Annotated in this window: 20 protein-coding genes; 12 read left to right on the top strand and 8 right to left on the bottom strand. The window is 71.5% G+C overall.

The annotated features are described in order from the left end of the window. A partial coding sequence (locus tag JNL41_RS06130) for a molybdopterin cofactor-binding domain-containing protein (RefSeq protein ID WP_293473391.1) occupies positions 1-695 on the top strand: 695 nt, incomplete at its 5' end. 229 nt (positions 696-924) lie between these two features. Here the strand turns inward: JNL41_RS06130 and JNL41_RS06135 are convergent. Beyond that, positions 925-1,299, bottom strand: coding sequence for a response regulator (locus JNL41_RS06135; RefSeq protein ID WP_293473392.1), 375 nt, complete (start codon positions 1,297-1,299; stop codon positions 925-927). 279 nt (positions 1,300-1,578) lie between these two features. Here JNL41_RS06135 and JNL41_RS06140 point away from each other — a divergent pair, with 279 nt between their 5' ends. Further along, the gene (locus JNL41_RS06140) at positions 1,579-1,788 is read left to right on the top strand and encodes a hypothetical protein (RefSeq protein WP_293473393.1); all 210 of its coding nucleotides are present in this window, start codon (positions 1,579-1,581) and stop codon (positions 1,786-1,788) included. Positions 1,789-1,962: 174 nt separating this feature from the next. Further along, positions 1,963-2,274 carry a UrcA family protein gene (locus tag JNL41_RS06145; RefSeq protein WP_293473394.1) on the top strand — a complete coding sequence of 104 codons (312 nt, stop codon included), beginning with the start codon at positions 1,963-1,965 and terminating at the stop codon, positions 2,272-2,274. Positions 2,275-2,344: 70 nt separating this feature from the next. On the opposite strand, the gene JNL41_RS06150 is transcribed toward JNL41_RS06145, so the two are convergent. Next, the gene (locus tag JNL41_RS06150; protein WP_293473395.1) at positions 2,345-3,043 is read right to left on the bottom strand and encodes a pirin family protein; all 699 of its coding nucleotides are present in this window, start codon (positions 3,041-3,043) and stop codon (positions 2,345-2,347) included. Between the two features lie 211 nt (positions 3,044-3,254). Here JNL41_RS06150 and JNL41_RS06155 point away from each other — a divergent pair, with 211 nt between their 5' ends. From JNL41_RS06155 to JNL41_RS06175, 5 genes are all read left to right on the top strand, one after another. Beyond that, positions 3,255-3,866: a beta/gamma crystallin-related protein gene (locus tag JNL41_RS06155; protein ID WP_293473396.1), complete on the top strand. Its 612-nt coding sequence runs from the start codon at positions 3,255-3,257 to the stop codon at positions 3,864-3,866. A 43-nt stretch (positions 3,867-3,909) separates the two neighbouring features. Beyond that, positions 3,910-4,722 carry a peptidylprolyl isomerase gene (locus JNL41_RS06160; protein WP_293473397.1) on the top strand — a complete coding sequence of 271 codons (813 nt, stop codon included), beginning with the start codon at positions 3,910-3,912 and terminating at the stop codon, positions 4,720-4,722. Positions 4,723-4,822: 100 nt separating this feature from the next. Then, positions 4,823-6,091 (top strand): cation:dicarboxylase symporter family transporter, encoded by a 1,269-nt coding sequence (locus JNL41_RS06165; protein WP_293473398.1) that lies wholly within the window; start codon positions 4,823-4,825, stop codon positions 6,089-6,091. A gap of 24 nt (positions 6,092-6,115) precedes the next feature. Next, the gene (locus tag JNL41_RS06170) at positions 6,116-6,892 is read left to right on the top strand and encodes a thioesterase family protein (RefSeq protein ID WP_293473399.1); all 777 of its coding nucleotides are present in this window, start codon (positions 6,116-6,118) and stop codon (positions 6,890-6,892) included. Positions 6,893-6,943: 51 nt separating this feature from the next. Further along, positions 6,944-8,065 (top strand): pyridoxal phosphate-dependent aminotransferase, encoded by a 1,122-nt coding sequence (locus tag JNL41_RS06175; protein WP_293473400.1) that lies wholly within the window; start codon positions 6,944-6,946, stop codon positions 8,063-8,065. On the opposite strand, the gene JNL41_RS06180 is transcribed toward JNL41_RS06175, so the two are convergent. The 6 genes from JNL41_RS06180 to JNL41_RS06205 form a co-directional block, all read right to left on the bottom strand. Continuing rightward, positions 8,047-8,319: a DUF1294 domain-containing protein gene (locus JNL41_RS06180; RefSeq protein WP_365697896.1), complete on the bottom strand. Its 273-nt coding sequence runs from the start codon at positions 8,317-8,319 to the stop codon at positions 8,047-8,049. The genes JNL41_RS06175 and JNL41_RS06180 overlap by 19 nt on opposite strands. 1 nt (position 8,320) lies before the next feature. After that, entirely contained in the window at positions 8,321-8,953 is a 633-nt protein-coding gene (locus tag JNL41_RS06185; protein ID WP_293473401.1) for a hypothetical protein, read from the bottom strand. 26 nt (positions 8,954-8,979) lie between these two features. Then, positions 8,980-12,588 (bottom strand): hydantoinase B/oxoprolinase family protein, encoded by a 3,609-nt coding sequence (locus tag JNL41_RS06190; RefSeq protein WP_293473402.1) that lies wholly within the window; start codon positions 12,586-12,588, stop codon positions 8,980-8,982. A 176-nt stretch (positions 12,589-12,764) separates the two neighbouring features. Continuing rightward, positions 12,765-13,445: an isochorismatase family protein gene (locus tag JNL41_RS06195; RefSeq protein WP_293473403.1), complete on the bottom strand. Its 681-nt coding sequence runs from the start codon at positions 13,443-13,445 to the stop codon at positions 12,765-12,767. A 31-nt stretch (positions 13,446-13,476) separates the two neighbouring features. Beyond that, positions 13,477-14,109, bottom strand: a complete 633-nt coding sequence (locus JNL41_RS06200; protein ID WP_293473404.1) for a hydrolase — start codon at positions 14,107-14,109, stop codon at positions 13,477-13,479. A 74-nt stretch (positions 14,110-14,183) separates the two neighbouring features. Further along, positions 14,184-15,053, bottom strand: coding sequence for a pirin family protein (locus tag JNL41_RS06205; RefSeq protein WP_293473405.1), 870 nt, complete (start codon positions 15,051-15,053; stop codon positions 14,184-14,186). Between the two features lie 115 nt (positions 15,054-15,168). Here JNL41_RS06205 and JNL41_RS06210 point away from each other — a divergent pair, with 115 nt between their 5' ends. From JNL41_RS06210 to JNL41_RS06225, 4 genes are all read left to right on the top strand, one after another. Continuing rightward, on the top strand, positions 15,169-16,095 hold the full coding sequence (locus JNL41_RS06210) for a LysR substrate-binding domain-containing protein (protein WP_293473406.1): 927 nt from the start codon (positions 15,169-15,171) through the stop codon (positions 16,093-16,095). Positions 16,096-16,240: 145 nt separating this feature from the next. Beyond that, positions 16,241-16,552: a hypothetical protein gene (locus JNL41_RS06215; RefSeq protein ID WP_293473407.1), complete on the top strand. Its 312-nt coding sequence runs from the start codon at positions 16,241-16,243 to the stop codon at positions 16,550-16,552. Between the two features lie 239 nt (positions 16,553-16,791). Further along, positions 16,792-17,658, top strand: a complete 867-nt coding sequence (locus JNL41_RS06220; RefSeq protein ID WP_293473408.1) for a hypothetical protein — start codon at positions 16,792-16,794, stop codon at positions 17,656-17,658. A gap of 454 nt (positions 17,659-18,112) precedes the next feature. Next, positions 18,113-20,347, top strand: coding sequence for an arylsulfatase (locus tag JNL41_RS06225; protein ID WP_293473409.1), 2,235 nt, complete (start codon positions 18,113-18,115; stop codon positions 20,345-20,347). Positions 20,348-20,416: the final 69 nt, after the last annotated feature.

The following is a 20,416-nucleotide window of genomic DNA, read 5'->3' on the forward strand; positions in this document are numbered from 1 at the left end:
CCGGCTCGGCGGCGCTGGCCGCGGGCATGAACCTGCGCAAGGCCATCGCCGAGATGGCGACTGGCGATCCCGGCTCACCGCTGCATGCGGGCGATCCCGAGGCCGTGACGTTCCAGGACGGCGTCGTCGCCCTGGAGAACCGCTCGGAGACGCTCAGCGACCTCATCCGCCGCGCGGCCCCCGGGGGCCTGACCGTAGAGGGCGAGATCCGGCCCGCTCAGGACGCCCAGCGCTGGAGCACCCAGACCTACGGCGCCCACTACTGCGAGGTCGGCGTCGATACGGTGACCGGCGAGGTGCGGGTGCGCCGCATGCTGGGGGTGTTCGCCGCCGGCCGCATCCTCAACGCCAAGACCGCCAAGAGCCAGCTCACCGGCGGGATGATCTGGGGCGTCGGCGCGGCGCTGACCGAGGGCAACTCGGTCGACATGCGCTACGGTTCGCTGATCAACCAGGACCTGGCGCAGTACCTCGTGCCCGTCCAGGCCGACATCGGCGACCTCGACGCCATCATGCTGGACGAGGTGGACGACAAGGCGAACCCGATGGGCATCAAGGGCGTGGGCGAACTCGGGAACTCGGGCGCCAGCGCCGCGGTGGCCAACGCGATCTACAACGCCGCGGGCGTGCGGGTGCGGGACTATCCGATCACGCCCGACAAGCTGCTGGCGGCGCTGATGGCGAAGGGGCTCTGAGACCCGGCGGTCTCGTTTCCGCCGATCGCCGCTCCGCAGAACAGCTATGCGGAAACGGGAATAGTCTCCGGCCGAGCTTAACCCTATCTCCTCCCTTGCCGGCGATGATGCCGACGGGACGAGGGGACGAAGACGTGAAACTCCTGCTGTGTACGGCAGCGTTGGCAGGCTCGCTGGGCCTGCTCCTGACCGACTGGGTCGGGCACGCCTTTCCCTACCTTTAAGGCCGCTAGTCGCGGGTCTTGAGTTCGCCCAGGACCCGGGCGAGGTCGCCCTCGCGGAAGGGCTTCTGCAGCACCGGCGAGCCGCGATCGACATCGCGGATTCCCGCGTCGCCATAGCCCGTGGCGAAGGCGAACGGTGCGCCCTTCTCACGCAGGAGATCGGCGAGCGGGAAGATCGGCTGGCCGCCCAGGTTCACGTCGAGCACGGCGCAGTCGAGTTCGGCCTCCTTGGCCAGCTCCATGGCCTCGTCGAGGCGCGAGGCGGGGCCGACCACCGTGCAGCCGAGGTCGCTCAGCATGTCCTCGATCAGCATCGAGACCATCATTTCGTCCTCGACCACGAGGACCCGCAGGCCCTCCAGGTTCGCCTGGGCGCTCATCGTACCAACTCCGACACCGCTGGACCCTCGGGGGATATCCGGGCCCAATCCGGAATCTCTAGAGGATGTGCGACGGGTTGTCGCGGGCGCCCTTGCAACGCGTTCTGCCTATCGGTGATCGCTCGCGCGGTCGCCGAACCCGGCGCCATCGCTCGTCGGCCGGGCTCTCCGGGGTCGGCTTCCTGTGCGCACGCGCCGCACCGGCTGCGACCCGGCGTCTTCGTGATTGCGAAACCAAATCGCGCGAGAACCCGTGCGCGTTGGTTGAGGCTAGAGTTCATGTTCGACTTCACCGTGCGGGCCCGCAGCGGCCATTGGGTCCTGCAGGACGCCGAAAGTGGCGACCTGGGCGCCTACGACACCCGCGACGAGGCGCTGGCCGCGGCCGGCGACTGGATGCGCCTGATCGACATGCCCTGGCCGGTGCTGGTCTGCGACGCCGACGGCGAGTGGCACCAGACGCTGGTGGAGCCCACGCGGCCGCACTGAGCAGGTTCCCGCATTACGCCGCGTTAAAGTATTAAGTCGCCGTAATATTCTTAAATCGACGTCATTACTCCCTATTCACGGGTTTTCGCCCGGGTCCGGAAGTATTCATTCCCTCGCCGGCGGACAACACCGTCGGAAGCACAACCGCTGAGAGGGAATACCACAATGACCAGGATGAACCTCGCTTCCCGGATCTCCGGCGTCGCCATGCTGGCGCTCGCGGCCCTCCCCATCGCCGCGCTGCCCGCCTCGGCCCTCGCCGCCACCACCGTGAAGGTGGCCGACATCAACCTTCTGACCCCCGAAGGCGTCGCCGCCTACCAGCAGCGCTCCGACGTTGCGGCCCGCAAGTTCTGCTCCCCCGAACGCACGGTCGCCGCCCGCCATAGCTGCAAGACCGGCGTGAAGGTCGAGCTCGAGGAAAAGATGGGCGCTCTGCGCACCGCCCAGCTCGAGCACGCCTCCCGGACCTTCGCCGCCCGCTAGCTCTCCCTTCGAAGCGGACGTGCGAAGGTGGGCTCAGGGCCGCCCCAGCCCTGAGCCCGGTTCGCGCCGCCTAGGCGGCGTCGACCAGCACGACTTCGGCGTCCTCGATCGCCCGGATCCGCAGGACTGCCTCGTCCTTCACCGCCGCGCCGTCCCGGGCGTCCAGACGGACCCCGTTGACCTCCACGGCGCCGACCGCCGGCACCAGGTAGGCGTGGCGGCCATCTCCCAGCACGTACTCGGTCGTCTCGCCGGCCTTCAGCGTGGCCCCGGCCACCCGCGCATCGGTGCGGATGGGCAGCGCGTCGGCGTCGCCGGCGATGCCGCTGGCGAGGGTCACGAACCGTCCGGACCGGTCGCCCTTCGGGAAGGGCCTGGCGCCCCAGCCGGGCTTGCCGCCGCGATCCGTGGGCTCGATCCAGATCTGAAAGAGCGTCGTCGTCTCGGGCTCCAGGTTGTACTCGGCATGGCGGATGCCGCTGCCGGCGCTCATCACCTGCACGTCGCCCGCTTCGGTCCGGCCGTGGTTGCCCAGGCTGTCCTGATGGGTGATCGCGCCCTTTCGGACGTAGGTCACGATCTCCATGTCGGCGTGCGGGTGCGGCGGGAAGCCAGAGTTGGGCGCGATCTCGTCGTCGTTCCACACCCGGATCGGGCCCCAGCCCATGTTGTCCGGGTCGTGATAGCCGGCGAACGAGAAATGGTGGCGGGCCTTGAGCCAGCCGTGGTCGGCGCCGCCAAGGCGCGCGAAGGGCCTCTTGTCGATCATCGGTTCGTCTCCCTGCGACGCGCATCGCGCCGCGTTCGGGATGCAAGATAGGTTTCCATTTCCGCAGATAAATCGGCCTGGATGCAGAAGATTATATCCCAATCGGAATGATTTCGCTGAGAGCGCGGCGCGTGGCCGGCGTTCCCTTCAGCGGCGGTTCATTACGGCGGCGCTTCTGTCACGCTGCAACACGCTGTGGAGGCTCACCCTCATGACCAAGACCTTCTTCGCCGCCGCCCTGGCCGTCGCGGCCCTCGCGGGCGCCGCCGCGGCTCAGCCTTATCGCGGCGGATCGGCGACCCTCTACGAGCTGCCGAACTACCAGGGCCGTTCGGTGACCATCACCCAGTCGACGCCCGACCTCGGCAAGTGGCGCTTCAACGACCGCGCCCAGAGCGCGCGCTTCGAAGGCCGCTGGCTGGTCTGCGAGCACGACGACTTCAAGGGCCGCTGCCAGGAGGTCCGCGGCGACGTCCCCAACCTGCACACCTACGGCCTGATGGCCCAGGTCTCGTCGCTGGAGCCCGCCGGCGGCGGCCGTCCCGGCGGGCCCGGACCCGGCCCCGGCCCGGGTCCCGGCTTCCCGGGCGGCGGCGCGCGCGGGATCGACGGCGCGACGAGCGTCTTCTTCCCGCGGCCGACGGTGCGCGGGTTCGACGTGGCGGCGGGCGACCGCGGCGCCAACGCCTTCTGCCGCAGCCAGGGCCTGGGCCGCGCCGTGTTCTTCGACTCGAGCGCCCGCGCCGAGCGCGCCATCGGCCCCGACGGCGAGCCGGTCGGCCGCAGCGACGTCCTGCGCGATCTGCTCTGCCGGAAGTATTGACGTGGCGGCGGCCCTCCTGCCCCTCTGCGGGCAGGAGGGCCTCATGCTTCGTGGAATCCTGACCGCCGCCGCCGCGCTGATGCTGCTGGGCGCCGCGCCCGAGCCCGACTGGCGTCCGCTCGACCCCGACAACACCCTCGTCATCTCGACCACCAGGGGCCAGGCAGTCGTCGAACTGCGGCCCGAGTTCGCGCCGAAGGGTGTCGAGCGGATCAAGCTCCTGGCCCGCGAGCACGTCTACGACGGCCTGCAGTTCCACCGCGTGATCGACGGCTTCGTCGCCCAGACGGGCAATCCCAACAACCGCGACGGCGGGACCTCGGCCCACCCCGACCTGCCGCCCGAGTTCAGCTTCCGCGTCGATCCCGCCATCGCCACCGTCGTCGTCGACCGCAGCGACGCGCGCGAGGGCTTCGTGGGCGCGACGCCGTTCCAGGCGGTCTCGGCCGGCGAGCAGAAGAGCCGCGGCGACGCCCGGCTTCGCGGCTGGGGCGCCTATTGTCCGGGCGTGATGGGCATGGGCCGCCAGGCCGACCCGGGCACAGCGAACGCCGAGATCTTCTTCATGCGCGCCCCGGCGCGTCGGCTGGACCACGAGTACACGGTCGTCGGCCGCATCGTGTCGGGTCTGCAGGCGGTGAACGCCGTGACCGTGGGCGAGCCGCCGAAGGTCCCCGACCTGATGCTCAAGGTCCGCGTCATGGCCGACCTGCCCGCGGCCGACCGGCCCCGGCTGGAGGTCCTCAGCGAACGCGGCTCCGCGTTCCGCAAGGCGGTGTCTGACATCCAGCGGCTCAAGGGGCCGAACTTCTCCATCTGCGACGTTCCGGTGACGACGCGCCCGCAACCGGGTTAGCCCAGGCATCGTCCGGCGGCGCGCGCGCCTCTGACCTCCGCTATTGCCCGCAGCGGCCGACACGGGCCAGATCGCGCTTCGTCCCTCGCGGAGCGCGGCCTTGAAGTTCCTGAAATCCCTGAGCCTCCAGGTGCTGATCGCGCTGACGGCCGGTCTCGTCGTGGGCGCGGTCGCGGCGGCGTCAGGCGGACCGGGCGCGGCGGGCGTCATCGAGAGCATCGAATCCCTGGGCGGCCTCTGGCTCAATGCGCTGCGCATGACGGTCGTGCCACTGATCTTCGCGGTGCTCGTGACCGGCATCGCCCAGGTCGCGGACGCCGCCGCCACGGGCCGGCTGGCCGTGCGCGCGGTGATCTGGTTCGGCGTCCTGCTGCTGATCTCGGCGCTGTTCTCGGTCGCCTGGTGCAACGGGCTGCTGGCGTTGTGGCCGGTCGACGAGACGGCCGCCGCGGCGCTCCGCGCCGGCGCCGGGGCCGCGTCCGAGGCGCCGCCCGCGCCCGACTTCGCCGCCTGGGTGAGAGGCCTGGCGCCGTCCAACCCGCTGAAGGCGGCGTCCGAGGACCAGATCCTGCCGCTGGTGGTGTTCGCGGTCTTCACCGGCTTTGCGATCACCCGGCTGCAGCAGGCGGCGGCGCAGTCGCTGGTCGCCGTCTTCCAGGCGCTCGGCGACGCCATGATCGTGATCGTGCGCTGGGTGCTGATGGCCGCGCCCGTCGGCGTCTTCTGCCTGGCGCTCGGCGTCGGCCTGCGCACCGGCGCGGGCGCCGCCGGGATCATCGGCCAGTACATGGTGGTCGCCGCGTCGGCCGGGGCGATGATCACGCTGCTGGGCTACGTCATGGCGGTGACGGTGGCGCGCGTGCCGTTCGGCCGCTGGGCGCGGGCCACCGCGCCTGTGCTGGCCACCGCCTTCGCCACGCAGTCGTCGCTGGCGTGCCTCCCGGCGATGATCGAACGCGCGCGCGACGAACTCGACGTGCCCGAGCCGGTGGCGAACCTGATCCTGCCGCTGGCCGTCGCGATCTTCCGCATGACCAGCCCGGCCGTGAACCTCGCCGTCTGCATCTTCATCGCCCACGTCTACGGCATCCAGCCCAGCCCCGCGCAGTACACCAGCGGCATTCTGGTGGCGCTGGCCATGGGGGTAGGCTCCATCGGGCTGCCGGGCCAGGTGTCGTTCATCATCAGCGTCGCCCCGATCTGCGCGGCGCTGAACCTGCCGATCGAACTCCTGCCGATCCTCCTGGCCGTGGAGGTCGTCCCTGACATCTTCCGCACGCTCGGCAACGTCACCAACGACATGGCCGTCACCAGCGTGCTCGCGCGCGGCGAGGAGAAACGCGCCGCCGCGGCGTCTAGCCAAGCCTGATCGGTTCCGGCAGGTTCGCGCGCCATGGCGCATGAACCGTTCTTTCGAAAAGAGGGCGACCTCTTCATCCCCACCCGGGCCGGCATCGGCCCGTGGACCGCAGACTCGCTGCACGGCCGGCTGATCATCGGCCTGCTGGGCGCCGAGATCGAGCGCCAGTACCGGACGCCCGAGTACATGCCCGCACGCCTGACGGTCGACATGTACCGGCTGCCCGACCTGTCGCCGGTCGAGGTGGTGACCCGCGTGGTCAAGGACGGCTACCGCATCAAGGTGGTCGACGCCGAGTTCATCTCGGGCGGGCAGAGCGCCGGACGCGCCACCTGCCAGCTCCTGCGCAGGACCGAGAACCCGCCGGGCAAGGTGTGGGCCCCCGACAACTGGGATGCGCCCAGCCCCGCCGACATGCCGCCGCCGGAGCAGAGGCCGATGGGCGGCATGTGGGACATGCGGCGGATCTCCGGCGACTTCGGCGCGCCCGGCCACCCGCGCCGTGTCTGGATGGCCGAGATCCGCGACCTGGTGGAAGGCGAGCCCTTCACGCCCTTCGCCCGTGTGGCCACCGCCGCAGACTTCGTCAGCCCCTTCGCCAACTCCGGCGACCATGGCCTGGGCTACATCAACTCCGACGTCACCATCTACCTGCACCGCGAGCCGGTGACCGACTGGGTGGGCTTCGACGTGACCGGCCACGGCGCGACCGACGGCGTCGCCATCGGCGAGTGCCGCCTCTACGACGAGCAGGGCGTGATCGGCGCCGCGAGCTGCACGGCCCTCGCCCAGAAGCGGAAGGTGAGCTAGCCAGCGGACATGTTCGACACGCTGCCCCGTCCGGAGGTCCAGGGCCTCCGCATGTCCAGGATCCGCGAGGTGGCGAACGCCGGCCTCGGGCGGGAGGACATCCTGGCCTTCTGGTTCGGCGAGTCGGACCAGCCGACGCCCGACTTCATCCGTGAGCCGGCGGCCAGGGCCCTGCTCGAGGGGCGCACCTTCTACACCCACAACCTCGGGCGCGCCGACGTGCGCGACTCGCTTTCCGGCTACCTGACACGCCTGCACCGGACGCCGGTCGGGACCGGGCGCGTGGCCATCACCAGCGCCGGCGTGAACGCGATCCAGCTCGCCGCCCAGCTCGTCGTGTCGCCGGGCGACCGGGTCGTCGAGGTGGGGCCGATCTGGCCGAACGTGCCCGAGATCCCGAAGATCCTGTCGGCCAGCGTCGACATGGTCCCGCTGGAGCCGGCCCAGGGCCGCTGGCGGCTCGATCTCGACCGGCTGATGGACGCGCTGACGCCGGGCACGAAGGCGCTGGTGATCAACTCGCCGAACAACCCGACCGGCTGGATGATCCCGGCCGAGGACCGCGCCGCGATCCTGGAACGGTGCCGCCGGCACGGCATCTGGCTGGTCTGCGACGACGTCTACGAGCGCCTGACCTTCGACCGTCCCACCGCCCCGTCGTTCCTGCCTTTGACCACGCCGGACGACCGGATCATCGGGACCAACAGTTTCTCCAAGGCCTGGCGCATGACGGGCTGGCGCCTCGGCTGGATGGTCGTGCCGCCGAAGCTGATGGACGGGCTGGGCGTGCTGATCGAGTACAATACCTCCTGCGCGCCCGATTTCGTGCAGGAAGGCGCCAAGGCCGCGCTGGACTTCGGCGACAGCTACGTGGCCTCTGTCCGCGCCGAACTCGTGGCCGCCCGCGACCAGGTGCTGACGGCGCTCCGCGCCATGCCGGGCGTCGAGGCGCCCCAGCCCGACGGCGGCTTCTACGCCTTCTTCCGCGTCGAGGGCTGCGCGGACTCGCTCGCGCTCTGCAAGGACCTGATCGACAAGGTGGGCCTGGGGCTCGCGCCCGGCTCGGCCTTCGGCGAGGAGGGCGAGGGCTGGATCCGCTGGTGTTTCGCCGCGCGGCCCGAGAAGAACGCCGCGGGCCTGGAGCGCCTCGCCAGCTACCTCGCGAACCGGTAGGCGGCGAAGGCCAGCACCGCCGCCTGCGCGGCGACGATCGTCCAGAGCAGCGTCCGGAACGGCTCCTTGCGCGTCTTGTGGCGGAGCATCTGCTGCGCGGCGACCGCCGCGGGCGACCCGCCCAGCGCGGCCAGCAGCAGCAGGGTCCGCTCAGGCGTCCGCCGCTCCCGCCGGCCCGCCGCCCGCTTGTCGAGCGCGAAGGCCGCGAAGGTCCCGGCGTTGATCGCGGTCAGATAGGCGGCCAGCGCGAGCAGCTCAGTTCGCCGCGGTGGGTGGCGTCTCGGTCGCGGGCGCCTTCTCCGGAGGTGCGGCCTGCTCTTCCGTGGCTGACGGCGGCGGGGACTCGTCCCTGGGCGCGTTCGCCTTCAGCGCCGAACCCATCAGCCTCGACCGCTGTTCCAGTTGCGCCGACACGCGCTCGCAGCGCACGGGCAGCGCCCAGCTCATCCACTCCTGGGCCTTGCGCGCCCTGGTCACGTCGGGGCCGGTGGTCCAGCTCATCCGGCCGGCGCGGACCGCGGCGGCGCCCTGGACGTTGATCGGCCGCACCGAGGCGCGCTCGGCGGCGGTCAGGGCGGACTGGAACGACTTCAGCTTGGCCTGCCCGTCCTTCTGCATGTCGGCGTAGACCTTGAGGTCGTCGGCGAGCGACGTGCCCGGCTTGCGAAACTGCCTCTCTATCCGTGTCACCTCGGGCATCATCTCGTCATGCATGTCGAGGTAGCCGCGGAGCGACCCGTAGCACCAGGCCACGAACTGGTAGTCGTCCTTCGGCGCGCCGGTCGGCAGGCGGTCCTCCTCGACGGCCGGGACGGGCTCGGCGGGCGCCGCAGGGGTGGCGGCGGGGTCTTGCGCGAACAGGAGGAAGGCGAGGGCGAGGGGCGTCATGCGGATCCTTCTGGAGGCCGATCTTGTCAGCTTTGGGCCGGCCCGAAACCGCCGCCGCCCGGCGTCTCGATCTCGATGGCGTCGCCAAGCTCCACCGTAACGGAGAAGCAGCCGGGAAGTTCATTCGCCTGACCCGAGGCCCGGATCAAGCGCTGCCGGCCGGGTTTTCCCGGCCCGCCGCCGGCCAGGCCCTGGGGCGCGTGTTCGCGCCGCGAGGAGAGGAGGGCGGCCTCCATCGGCGCCAGGAAGCGGATGCGCCGGACCGCGCCGTCGCCGCCGCGCCTTGCGCCCTCGCCGCCCGAGCCGCGCCGCACGCCGAACGCCTCCACGCGGACCGGGAAGCGTCGCTCCAGGATCTCAGGATCGGTGAGCCGCGAGTTGGTCATGTGGATGTGGACGGCGCTTGCCCCGTCGGCGGCGGCGGTCGCCCCGGCGCCGCCGCAGATGGTCTCGTAGTACTGCCGCTGCGCGTCCCCGAACGTGAAGTTGTTCATCGTGCCCTGGCCGTTGGCCATGACGCCGAGCGCGGCGTAGAGCGCGTCGACGATGTGCTGGCTGGTCTCGACGTTGCCGGCGACGACGGCGGCCGGCGGGCGCGGCGCCAGCAGCGAGCCCGGCCGCGTCATCACCTTCAGCGGCTCCAGGCAGCCGGCGTTCAGCGGTATGTCGTCGTCCACCAGTGTCCGGAAGACGTAGAGCGCGGCGGCGTCGACGATCGCCGAGGGGCCGTTGAAGTTCGAGTCCAACTGGTCGGAACTGCCGGTGAAGTCGAGCGTGGCCGTGCGGGCCGCCGCGTCGACCGTGGTGACGACCGCGATCTCGCCGCCGCCGTCGATCGGGGTCGCGGCGCGACCGTCGACCAGCTTGCCCACGGCCCGGCGCACCGCCTCGGCGGCGTTGGCCTGGACGAAGCCCATGTAGCGGGCGACGGCGTCCGCGCCATAGGTCCGGATCATCTCTGCCACCGCCGCGCCGCCGGCCTGGCACGACGCGACCTGGGCCTTGAGGTCGGCGAGGTTGCGGTCGGGCGCGCGCGCGGGCCAGGGGCCTTGCGCCAGCGCGGCGCGCACCTCGGCGTCGAGGAAGCGGCCTTCCCGCATGATCGGGAGCGCGTCCAGCATCACGCCCTCCTCGTCGATGGTGTGCGAGAAGGGCGGCATCGAGCCGGGCTGGATGCCGCCCACGTCGGCGTGGTGGCCGCGGGCGGCGACGTAGAAGCTGGCCTGCGTGTCGCCCTGCGCCATGAACACCGGCATGACGACGGTGATGTCGGGCAGGTGCGTGCCGCCGGCATAGGGGTTGTTCAGCGCGAAGGCCTGGCCGGGCTTCAGGTCCGGATGGCGGTCGCGGACGGCCCGCACGGAAGCGCCCATCGAACCGAGGTGGACTGGCATGTGCGGTGCATTCGCCACCAGTCCGCCGTCGGCGTCGAAGAGCGCGCACGAGAAGTCGAGCCGCTCCTTGATGTTGACAGAGTGGGCCGTGCGCTCCAGCGCCGCGCCCATCGCCTCGGCCACGCCCATGAAGCGCCGGTTGAAGAGCTCCAGCGTCACCGGGTCGGCCTTGTCGAGCGCGATGGCTTTCCGCGCGACGGCGGCGGTGCGGGCGAGGCGGACGAGGCCGTCGGCCTCGGCGCTGGCGCGCCAGCCCGGAAGCACGGCGATCTGGGTGTCGGCCCGCACGACCAGCGCGGGGCCGTCGATCTGCGCGAGCGTTGCGGCGCCGACAACGGGCGCCTGATGCCAGGCGCCGAGCGCATACATCCTCACCCGCTCATCCCCGCGAAGGCGGGGGCCCAGGCTTTCTTGTCGGGCGTCCGACGCGGCGGCCGCAGATGAAGAAGACAAGCCTGGGGCCCCGTCTTCGCGGGGATCAGCCGTGTTGGAGATGGCCTCGGCCTCGACCGCTGCGATCAGGATCGGACGCTCAGGCTCCACGAACCCGAACAGCCGCTGGTGCGCCGCCTCGAACGCGGCCCTGGCGCTCGCCGCGTCCGACAGCGCCACCGGCAGCTCCGCATCCGCCCCGTCATAGCGCAGGCGCAGCGTCCGCCGGACCGCGCCGGTGCCCGCGCCCTGCGCCGCCAGGTCGGCTAGCACCCCGGCCTGCAGGTCCGCGAGCGCCGTCTCCGCCGCCGCCAGTCCGTCCGCCAGCGGAACCTCGACGCCCGCCTGCCGCAGCGCCGTCACCTGCGCCTGCCCGATGCCCCACGCCGACAGCACCGAGCCGTACCTGGGGCACAGCACCTCATCCACGCCCAGCGCCTCGGCGGTCTGGCACGCGACCTGGCCCGCCGCGCCGCCGAACGCGACCAGCGCGTGCTCGCGCGGATCGAACCCCCGCTCGGTGGAGATGCGCCGCACCGCCTGCGCCATCTGCTCGACCGCCACGGCGACGAAGCCCTCGGCCGCCGCTTCGACCCCGGCGCCCATCGCCTGCGCCAGCGCCGCCAGCCGCGCCCGGCTCGCCGCCGGATCCAGTGGCGCGTCGCCCGCAGCGCCGAACACGCTCGGGAAGAACCGCGGGTCCAGTCGCCCCAGCACCAGGTTCGCATCCGTCACCGCCGCCGGCCCGCCGCGGCCGTAACAGGCCGGGCCCGGATCGGCGCCCGCGCTCGCCGGCCCCGCCCGCGCCCGCATCCCGTCGAACGCCAGGACCGAGCCGCCGCCGGCCGCCACGGTCTCCACGTCCAGCATGGGGCTGCGCAGCTTCACGCCCGCCACGCGGGCCGCATCGCGCCGCTCGAGGCGTCCCGCAAAGCGGCACACGTCGGTCGACGTCCCGCCCATGTCGAAGCCCAGCACCGCCGCGGACCGCGCCGCAGCCGCGGTCCGCGCCACGCCGACCACGCCGCCCGCCGGTCCCGACACCACCGCGTCGCGGCCCCGGAACGCCTCGGCCCGCACCAGCCCGCCGGCCGAGGTCATGAAGTAGAGCGGCGCGTCTGCGACAGCGTCGGCGACTCGCCGGACATAGGCCTGCAGCACGGGCGTCAGGTAGGCGTCCGCGACCGTCGTCTCCGCCCGCGGCACGAACCGGGGCAGGGGCGACACCTCGCTCGACAGCGCCACGAACGCGAAGCCCGCCGCCCGCGCGATCTCGCCCGCGGCCTGCTCGTGCGCCGGGTTCAGGTCGGCGTGCAGGAAGGCGATGGCGGCGGCCTCGAAGCCGTCGGCCACGGCGGCCGCCAGCTTCGCCCGCAGCGCCTCGCCGTCGAAGGGCGTCGCCACCGATCCGTCGGCCGCCAGCCGCTCGCGCGCCTCGACGACGCCGGCGTACAGCGGCGGCGGCTTCTCGATGTTGAGCGCGAACAGGTCGGGCCGCGCCTGGTCGCCGATCGCCAGCGCGTCGGCGAACCCCTCGGTGGTCACGAACAGCGTCCTCGCGCCCCGCCGCTCCAGCAGTGCGTTGGTGGCCACCGTCGTGCCCATCTTGATCGCCTCGACCCGGTCGGCGGGGAAGGGGGCGCCCGCTGCGGCGCCGAGGATCCGTCGCATGGCCTCGACCGCCGCATCCTCGTAGGCCGGCGACGCCGACAGCAGCTTCAGGGAGGTCTCGGCCCCGTCGTCGGCGCGGCCGATCACGTCGGTGAAGGTGCCCCCGCGGTCAATCCAGAAGGAATAGCGCCTGTCCAAACCCAGCCCTTGCGGATCATCGCTCGCGCGTCCGGCGCGGCCTCCAGCCATGCGCATAGCGAAATGAGCCCCGGCCGCAAGATCGGGGACGACCCGCCGGCCGGGCTGCGGGCGATCCCTGCGGTTGCGGGCCGCCCGTGGTCGGGCGGCCCGCGTCGCTGGACCCTTCTGCGCCTCTAGGCCCGGGCCGAGTCGAGCTGTTCGTGGTGGGTCACCACGTCCTGGGCCTTGCCGTAGCTCTCGATCAGCAACTGATAGGGCGGGAAGATCTTCGTGTAGACCTGCGCCCACTCCGCTGCGTCCTCGCGATGCCAGGTCTTCTGGAGCTCGGAGGCGACGGCGGCGGTGTCGATCGGGACGACGCCGGCCTGCACGACCCGGGCGAGGGTGATCTCCTGCGCCATCTTCGAATAGGTGCCCGAGGCATCCACCACGGCGAACACCTTGTAGCCGGCGTCGACGGCGCTGATCGAGGGGAACGCCATGCACACCGACGTGATCGTGCCGGCGATGATCAGCGTCCTGCGCCCTGTCGCCTCGACGGCCGCGACGAAGTCGGGATTGTCCCAGGCGTTGATCTCGCCCTTGCGCGCGACGTACTGCGCGTGCGGGGCGTTCGCGTGGATTTCGGGGATCATCGGGCCGTTCGGTCCCTGGGGCACCGAGGCGGTGGTGATCACCGGCAGCTTGCAGAGCGTGGCCATCGTGGCGAGCGCCGCGGCGTGATTGCGCAGCACCGGCATCGGCATGTCGGCGACGGTCTGGAACAGGCCGCTCTGGTGGTCGATCAGCAGCATGGCCGCGTCGTCGGGGTCGATGACGGGGCGGGCGCCGCCGAAGTTGGCGGGTGGGGACATGGGGTTCTCCTTGTGGGTCGGGTTGAGGGCCTCAGCCCTTGAAGTCCTTCTCGGGGTTCGAGCCGTCCCAGTTCTGGAAGACGTGCATGAACCCGGGGACGGTCTCCTCGCGGTTCCAGTCGCGCTGGAGTTCGCAGTAGAGCTGGGTCTTGCTGATGAGCTTGCCGCCGGCCTGCTCGATGCGGCGCAGCGCCGCCTCGTGCGCCTGGAGCGAGGTGCCGCCCACCGCGTCGACGACGACATAGACCTCGTAGCCTTCGGCCAGCGCGTCGAGCGCAGGGAAGGCGAGGCAGGCCTCGGTCCACAGGGCGGTCATGATCAGCTTCCTGCGGCCGGTGGCCTCGACCGCCGCCTTGAACTCGACGTCCTCCCAACTGTTGATCGTGGTGCGGTCGTAGGTCGGCAGATGGCCGAGGACCTCCTGGATCTCGGGGATCGGCGGCTTGTTGCGGCCCGACTGCACGTTCACGGTCGAGTGAACGATCGGCAGCTTGTAGTTCACCGCCGCCTTGGCGGTGCTGACGATGTTGAACACCAGCTCGCGCTTGTCGACCGAACGGATCGAGGAGACCTGGATCGGCTGGTAGTCGATGATGATGAAGGCTGAATTCTCCGGCGTCAGCAGGCGGTCGGATGCCGGGTCGCGGCGCGTTTCGCTGGTCATATCGGGTCTTCTTTCCTTTTTCTCGGTTGAAGGGGTCGGGCCCCGGCGGTGGAACGCGCCGGAGCCCGATAGGGTCAAGCCGGCTCCATCTCGCCGAACTTGCCGCTGTTGAAGTCGGCGATGGCCTCGCGGATCTCGGCCTCGCTGTTCATCACGAACGGGCCGTAGCCGGCGATCGGCTCGTCGATCGGCTCGCCGGAAAGGACCAGGACCGTCGCGTCGCCGTCCGCCTCGATGGCGACGCCGGCGCCGTCGCGCGAGAGCAGCACCATCTCGGCCTCGCCCGCGGCCTGGCTGCCGCCGACCGTGACGTGGCCAGACAGCACGACCAGGGCGGCGGTGTGCCCTTCCGGCAGGTCGAGCGTGAGCGAGGCTCCCGCGGCGAGCCGCAGGTCCCACATGTTGATCGGCGTGAAGGTCCGGGCCGGCCCTTTGATCCCGTCGAACTCGCCGGCGATGATCCGCGCCTTGCCCGCTTCGCCGGCAAGGCACACCACGGGGATGTCGGCGGAGGTGATCGCCTGATAGCCCGGCGGGCTCATCTTGTCCTTCGCGGGCAGGTTGACCCAGAGCTGGACCATCCGGAACGGGCCGCCCGACTTGGTGAAGCCCTCCGAGTGGAACTCCTCGTGCAGGATGCCGCTCGCGGCCGTCATCCACTGGACGTCGCCGGGGCGGATGACGCCGCCCTTGCCGGTGGAGTCACGGTGCGCGACTTCGCCTTCGTAGACCACCGTCACGGTCTCGAAGCCGCGGTGCGGATGTTCTCCCACGCCGCGCGGCGTGACGCCCGGCTCGAAGTAGTGCGGCCCGGCGAAGTCGAGCAGCAGGAACGGGCTGATGTGCGCGCCGAGCGTGTTGTACGAGAACAGCGAGCGCACCGGGAAGCCGTCGCCCACCCAATGCCGGTTGGGGTTCGAGTAACGGCCCAGGATCGTCTTCATGGCTTGTCTCCATTGCCGCGTCCGATCGGGGGCGCAGCGTCGCGAGAGACAATGGGGGCGGAACGATGGGGCCGGTAGATTGTCGTCCCGGACTCTGTGTCCTATTCATGCAACGATGAACGACCTGAACGACCTCGCCTACCTGGTCAAAGTGGTCGAGCATCAGGGCTTCGCCCCGGCCGCCCGCGCGCTCGGCATGCAGAAGTCGAAGCTGAGCCGCCGCATCGCCGCGCTGGAGGAGCGGCTGGGCGTGCGGCTGATCCAGCGCTCGACCCGCAAGTTCTCGGTCACCGACATCGGCCAGTCGTACTACCAGCATTGCCTCGCGATGCTGGTGGAGGCCGAGGCGGCGCAGGAAGCGATCGACGCCATCCGCGCCGAGCCGGCCGGGCTCATCCGCATCGCCTGTCCGCCGGGCCTGATCGCCTATCGCATGGGCGCGGCCGTCGCCGGGTTCATGGCGGCGAGTCCCAAGGTCCGTATTCAGCTCAAGGCCTACAACCGCCCGGTCGATATCATCCGCGAAGGCTTCGACGTGGTGATCCGGACCGGCGAACCCGGCCCCCAGTCCGGCAGTCTCGTCATGCGCAAGCTGGGCGAGGTCAGCCAGTGCCTGGTCGCGTCTCCCGCGCTGCTGGCGGATCGGCCGCCGCCGGCGACCCCGTCCGACCTCACGGGCATGCCGGCCATCGGCCTCGGAACGGCCCTCGTGAACGGCGCGGCCGACCATGTCGAGTGGGTGCTGACCCACGAGAGCGGCGCGACGGCGCTGATCCCGGCAAAGCCTCGCCTGGTTTCCGACGACCTGGCCGCCCTGCGCGCCGGCGCGCTGGCCGGACTCGGCATCGTGCAGATGCCCAACCTTATGATCGAGGCCGACCGCCTCGCCGGCCGCCTGGTCACGCTGCTGCCGCAATGGGCCTCGCCCAACCTCCCGGTCCATGCCGTGTTCCCCTCCCGCCGGGGGCTGCTGCCGTCGATCCGGGCGCTGATCGACCACCTCGCGGGCGACTGCCAGCCCTTCCGGCAGGGGACGCCCTGAGCGGACCCCTGCGGGCCGCGCCGGACGGTCTCCCGGGCGCGAACCGCGCGCGCGGCGAAGCGACACACGGATTTTCGACGCGACAGGCTGCGCGCGGCGTGGCCATGTCGCTAAGGTGCGGCGCTACCTTCCAGAGGAGTGGGACATGAGCCTTATCAACGGACTGCTCGGACAGCTCGCCGAGAACGTCGACATCGAGAACCTGGCCCAGAAGATCGGCCTTTCGCCGGAACACGTCGAGCAGGCGGTCAAGGCCCTGGGCGTCGCCCATCATGAGCCGGGCGACACGGCCGAAGCCGCGGCCGCCACGACCGGCCTGCCGCTGGAGAAGATGCAGGAGATCATCGGTCATATCGGCGGCGAAGGCTCGCTCGGCCGGTTCGCGGAGATGCTGAAGGAACAGGGCGGGTCCGACCTGCTCGGAAGCCTGGCGTCCGGGCTGCTCGGCCGGAAGTAGGCGCCGGCGAACCAGCGGATGGCTGCGCGGGCGTCCCGCAGCCATCCCCCGGTCGAACGGTCGCCGATCCGCGGGGGTCGCACCTCGGCCTCGACCCGTGCGGCGCGCTGAGGCACGATGGCGCGCTGCGGCAGGCCGGCGCGGGCCGGGCAGCGGGGGGCCGTTCGACGATGGGGAGGCCTGTTCGACCGGAGGATCCGGCGTTCGGCTGCACGGCCGCCTGGGACCTGATGTTCGAGATGGTCGTGCTCGGGCGGCGCGAACTCGACTCGCTGGACGCCCTGATCCGGCTCGCCGTCGCCCAGTCCAATCTGGGACCGATCGTCACCGACCACGAGCGTCAGCTCCGCTACGCGGGGTGGCCGACGAACCCGGGCGACGACGTGCGGCGTCCGATCCGCGTCGCGGCCCTGAGCCGGACGCTCGGCCTTCCGTTCGAGACCGTTCGCCGCCGGGTGGCGAGGCTCTGCGAGGCGCAGAAGCTGGTCGCGACATCGCGGGGCCTGGTCGTGCCGGCCAAGACCTACGAAACCCAGGGCCACAGGGCGGTGCTGACCGCCCTCGACCGTGCGCTTCACCGGACCTACCTGCGCCTCCGCGCCAGCGACTTCTTTGTGACGAGCGATCTTCCGGATTCCGAACCGGCGTCCAGGGCCGTTCCCCTGCGGGCCATGGGGCGGCTTGCCGGGGATTACTACCTGCGGATGCTTCCGTATCTGCAAGCCTGGGCCGGCGACTCGCGCGACGCGCTGATCCTCCTGTGTGTCCTGCGCATGGATTTCGACGATCCCGGCGACGAGGACGCGACGGCCGCCGAAGGCGAGGGGGCGCAGCCCTTGCGGCCGGGCCGGGTCGCGCGGCTCCTCGGCCTCTCGCCCGAAACGGTCAGGCGGCGTTTCCACGGGCTGAGCCGCTGCGGCATCTGCAGCCTGCAGGACGGCGGCCTGATGCTGCGCCGGGACGTCATGGCCGAGACCGTGATGCCGCAACTTGCCGCGCCGAGCGAAATGAACCTGCGTCGCGTCTTCCGCGCGCTCGCGCGGGTCGGGGCGACCCGGCGGTGGGAACGCATCGACGACGCGGCCGCGCGGCCGGGCCGGGCCTGATCCGGACGGCCCCCGCGGGCCCGTCGGCAGGCGCGCCGACCCCTAGTTTACCCATTTTGTGGCCCCGCGACGGCGGCCCTGGAACGCGCCCTCTCGGGGCGGGCGGGAAGCGGACGATGCCGTCGCGCGAAGGACGGCGCGCGCCTGATCCGGGATATAACTGATTATTTTGCTTCCGGAATTTCCCTCCGGCGTCCAGGTCCGGGTGCGCAGGACGCTGAGATGGCGATCCGAGCAGACGTTCCGCGCACACCGTCTCCAGCCCCGGATTTCGGGCGCTCGCCGCCGCAGCCTCGCTCCGGCGGGCTTATTGTCGGGTCTGCGGAAGGTTGGCATGTAATGGATTACATCATTCGGCCGGCGACGCGGTTCTGAAGAAGCCCGCCCGGTTCCGAGCTACCTGTCGGGGGAGGAAGGGATGCGGGGGGCGCAGGCTTTTCGCGCAGGATCGCTGTTGCTTGCCGCCTGCCTGGCCGGCGCGCCTTCGATCGGCGCCCACGGCCAGGTCATGGCGTCGCCGTCGCCGGCCGTGGCGGGACGTCCGATCCGGGCGGCTGACGCGCCGAACGTCGTCCTCATCCTGCTGGACGACGCCGGCTACGCAGCCTCGACGACCTTCGGCGGCTTCGCCGATACGCCGACCCTGTCCCGGCTCGCGCAGGAGGGATTGCGCTACACCTCGTTCAACGTCAGCGCGATCTGCTCGCCCACGCGCGCCGCCCTGCTGTCGGGTCGCAACCAGCATCGCGTCGGGTTCGGAAGCACCCCGGAAGCCTACCGGCCCTATGCCGGCTACAACGGCGTGTGGCCTCGGGAGTCGGCGTCCATCGCCGAGGTGCTGCGGCGCGCCGGCTACAGCACGGCGGCGTTCGGCAAGTGGCACAACACGCCCTACTGGGAACTCACCCCGACCGGGCCCTTCGACCGATGGCCGACGGGCCTGGGCTTCGAGCACTTCTACGGCTTCATGATCGGCGAGGTCAGCCAGTGGGAGCCGCCGCTCTACCGCGACACCGCGCCGGTCACGCCCCCCCGCACCGCGGAGCAGGGCTATCACCTCACGACCGACATCACCGACGAGGCGGTCCAGTGGCTGAGGACGCAGCGCGCCTTCGCCCCCGAGCGGCCCTACTTCCTCTATTTCGCCCCCGGCGCGCCGCACAAGCCGCACCATGTGCCGGCCGACTGGATCGCGCGCTACAAGGGGCGGTTCGACCGCGGCTGGGACGTGCTCCGGCAGGAGACGTTCGAGCGTCAGAAGCAGCTCGGCGTCATCCCCTCCGAGGCCCGCCTGACGCCCCGGCCGCCGGAGATCCCGGCGTGGTCGGCGCTGTCGCCCGACGAGCAACGGCTCGCCGCGCGGCAGATGGAGGTCTACGCCGCGTTCCTCGCCCACACCGACGCCGAGATCGGTCGCCTGATCCAGGCGGTCCGCAGCCGGCCGGACGGCGAGAACACGCTCATCCTGTATGTGGCCAGCGACAACGGCGCCAGCGCGATGGACGGCGTCCTGGGCTCCAACGACACCCACGCCCCGCCGACCCCGGTCGCCGAGCAGCTCGCGCAGATCGACGAGCTGGGCGGGCCCGACCACCTGAACGCCTACGCGGCCGGCTGGGCCTGGATGAACAGCACGCCGTTCCAGTGGACCAAGGGCATCGCGTCGCATTGGGGCGGCACGCGCGCGCCGCTGGTGGCGTCGTGGCCCCGCCGCATCGCCGGGCGGGGCGAGGTCCGAACCCAGTTCGCCTACGCCACGGACATCGCCGCCACGGTGTACGACGCGGCCGGGATCGATCCGCGCAGACCGATCGACGGGATCGCGCAGACCGCCCTCGACGGCGTGAGCCTGCTGCGCACCTTCGCCGACGCGCGGGCCGCCTCGCCGCGGCGCACGCAGTACTTCGAGAACTGGGGCAGCCGCGCGATCTACCGCGACGGCTGGGTGGCCGGCGTTCGGATGGTCGGCCAGAACCTCGGCGAGAACATCCGCCGCGGCCCGGCGCCGGGCGCCCAGACGTGGGAACTCTACGACGTCGCGCATGACTTCAGCCAGGCGCAGGACCTCGCCGCGGCCCGTCCGGGCAAGCTGAAGGAGCTCCAGGCCGCGTTCGACGCGGAAGCCCGCCGCAACGGCGTGTACCCGATCGAGACGCCCAACGTGCGCTACGCCCCGCCCTCGCCGATCGCCGGGCGCACGTCCTTCGTCTACTTCCCGGGCGCCCCGTGGACCAGCTATCGGGCGCTTCCGAGCCTGAGCCGGCCGCACGCCATCGAGGTCACGGCCGAGGTTCACGGCGCGCCCAGCGGCGTGCTGGTCAGCCACGGCAGCCGCCTGGGCGGGTTCGTCCTCTATGTGCGGGACGGACGCGTCGTCTATGAGAACAACGCCGCCGGCCGCCGCCGCGTGCGCCTCGAGGCGCCCGGTCCGCTGCCGGACGGCGAGGTCCGGATCCGCTTCGAGATGCACGGCGCCGCCGCGCCGGGGGCCCCGTTCTCCGGGCAGGGCGCACTCTTCGTCAACGGCCGGCAGGTCGCCAACGGTCCTCTCGGCCCGATCACCGACCCGGCCTACGACGCGGCCAGCTTCAGCGTCGGCGAAGCCCGGATCTCGCCCGTGAGCCGCGCCATGCCGCTGCCGTCGCGGTTCGAGGGACGGATCGCGCAGGTGGAGGTCGAGCTCCGCTGAGACGGCGTCGGCCCGGCGCGCGCAGGCCGGATCCACAAGCCCAATTTTCACAACCGGCCCGCTCCCGGG

This window comes from Phenylobacterium sp. (assembly GCF_016793285.1).
Classification (GTDB): domain Bacteria; phylum Pseudomonadota; class Alphaproteobacteria; order Caulobacterales; family Caulobacteraceae; genus Phenylobacterium.

Coding starts and splice junctions, on each gene's coding strand:
- JNL41_RS06200 (WP_293473404.1), bottom strand. CDS start 14,109: ATGACCAGCGAAACGCGCCGCGACCCGGCATCCGACCGCCTGCTGACG.
- JNL41_RS06195 (WP_293473403.1), bottom strand. CDS start 13,445: ATGTCCCCACCCGCCAACTTCGGCGGCGCCCGCCCCGTCATCGACCCC.
- JNL41_RS06205 (WP_293473405.1), bottom strand. CDS start 15,053: ATGAAGACGATCCTGGGCCGTTACTCGAACCCCAACCGGCATTGGGTG.
- JNL41_RS06215 (WP_293473407.1), top strand. CDS start 16,241: ATGAGCCTTATCAACGGACTGCTCGGACAGCTCGCCGAGAACGTCGAC.
- JNL41_RS06185 (WP_293473401.1), bottom strand. CDS start 8,953: ATGACGCCCCTCGCCCTCGCCTTCCTCCTGTTCGCGCAAGACCCCGCC.
- JNL41_RS06175 (WP_293473400.1), top strand. CDS start 6,944: ATGTCCAGGATCCGCGAGGTGGCGAACGCCGGCCTCGGGCGGGAGGAC.
- JNL41_RS06140 (WP_293473393.1), top strand. CDS start 1,579: ATGTTCGACTTCACCGTGCGGGCCCGCAGCGGCCATTGGGTCCTGCAG.
- JNL41_RS06160 (WP_293473397.1), top strand. CDS start 3,910: ATGCTTCGTGGAATCCTGACCGCCGCCGCCGCGCTGATGCTGCTGGGC.
- JNL41_RS06145 (WP_293473394.1), top strand. CDS start 1,963: ATGAACCTCGCTTCCCGGATCTCCGGCGTCGCCATGCTGGCGCTCGCG.
- JNL41_RS06220 (WP_293473408.1), top strand. CDS start 16,792: ATGGTCGTGCTCGGGCGGCGCGAACTCGACTCGCTGGACGCCCTGATC.
- JNL41_RS06170 (WP_293473399.1), top strand. CDS start 6,116: ATGGCGCATGAACCGTTCTTTCGAAAAGAGGGCGACCTCTTCATCCCC.
- JNL41_RS06150 (WP_293473395.1), bottom strand. CDS start 3,043: ATGATCGACAAGAGGCCCTTCGCGCGCCTTGGCGGCGCCGACCACGGC.
- JNL41_RS06210 (WP_293473406.1), top strand. CDS start 15,169: ATGAACGACCTGAACGACCTCGCCTACCTGGTCAAAGTGGTCGAGCAT.
- JNL41_RS06135 (WP_293473392.1), bottom strand. CDS start 1,299: ATGAGCGCCCAGGCGAACCTGGAGGGCCTGCGGGTCCTCGTGGTCGAG.
- JNL41_RS06155 (WP_293473396.1), top strand. CDS start 3,255: ATGACCAAGACCTTCTTCGCCGCCGCCCTGGCCGTCGCGGCCCTCGCG.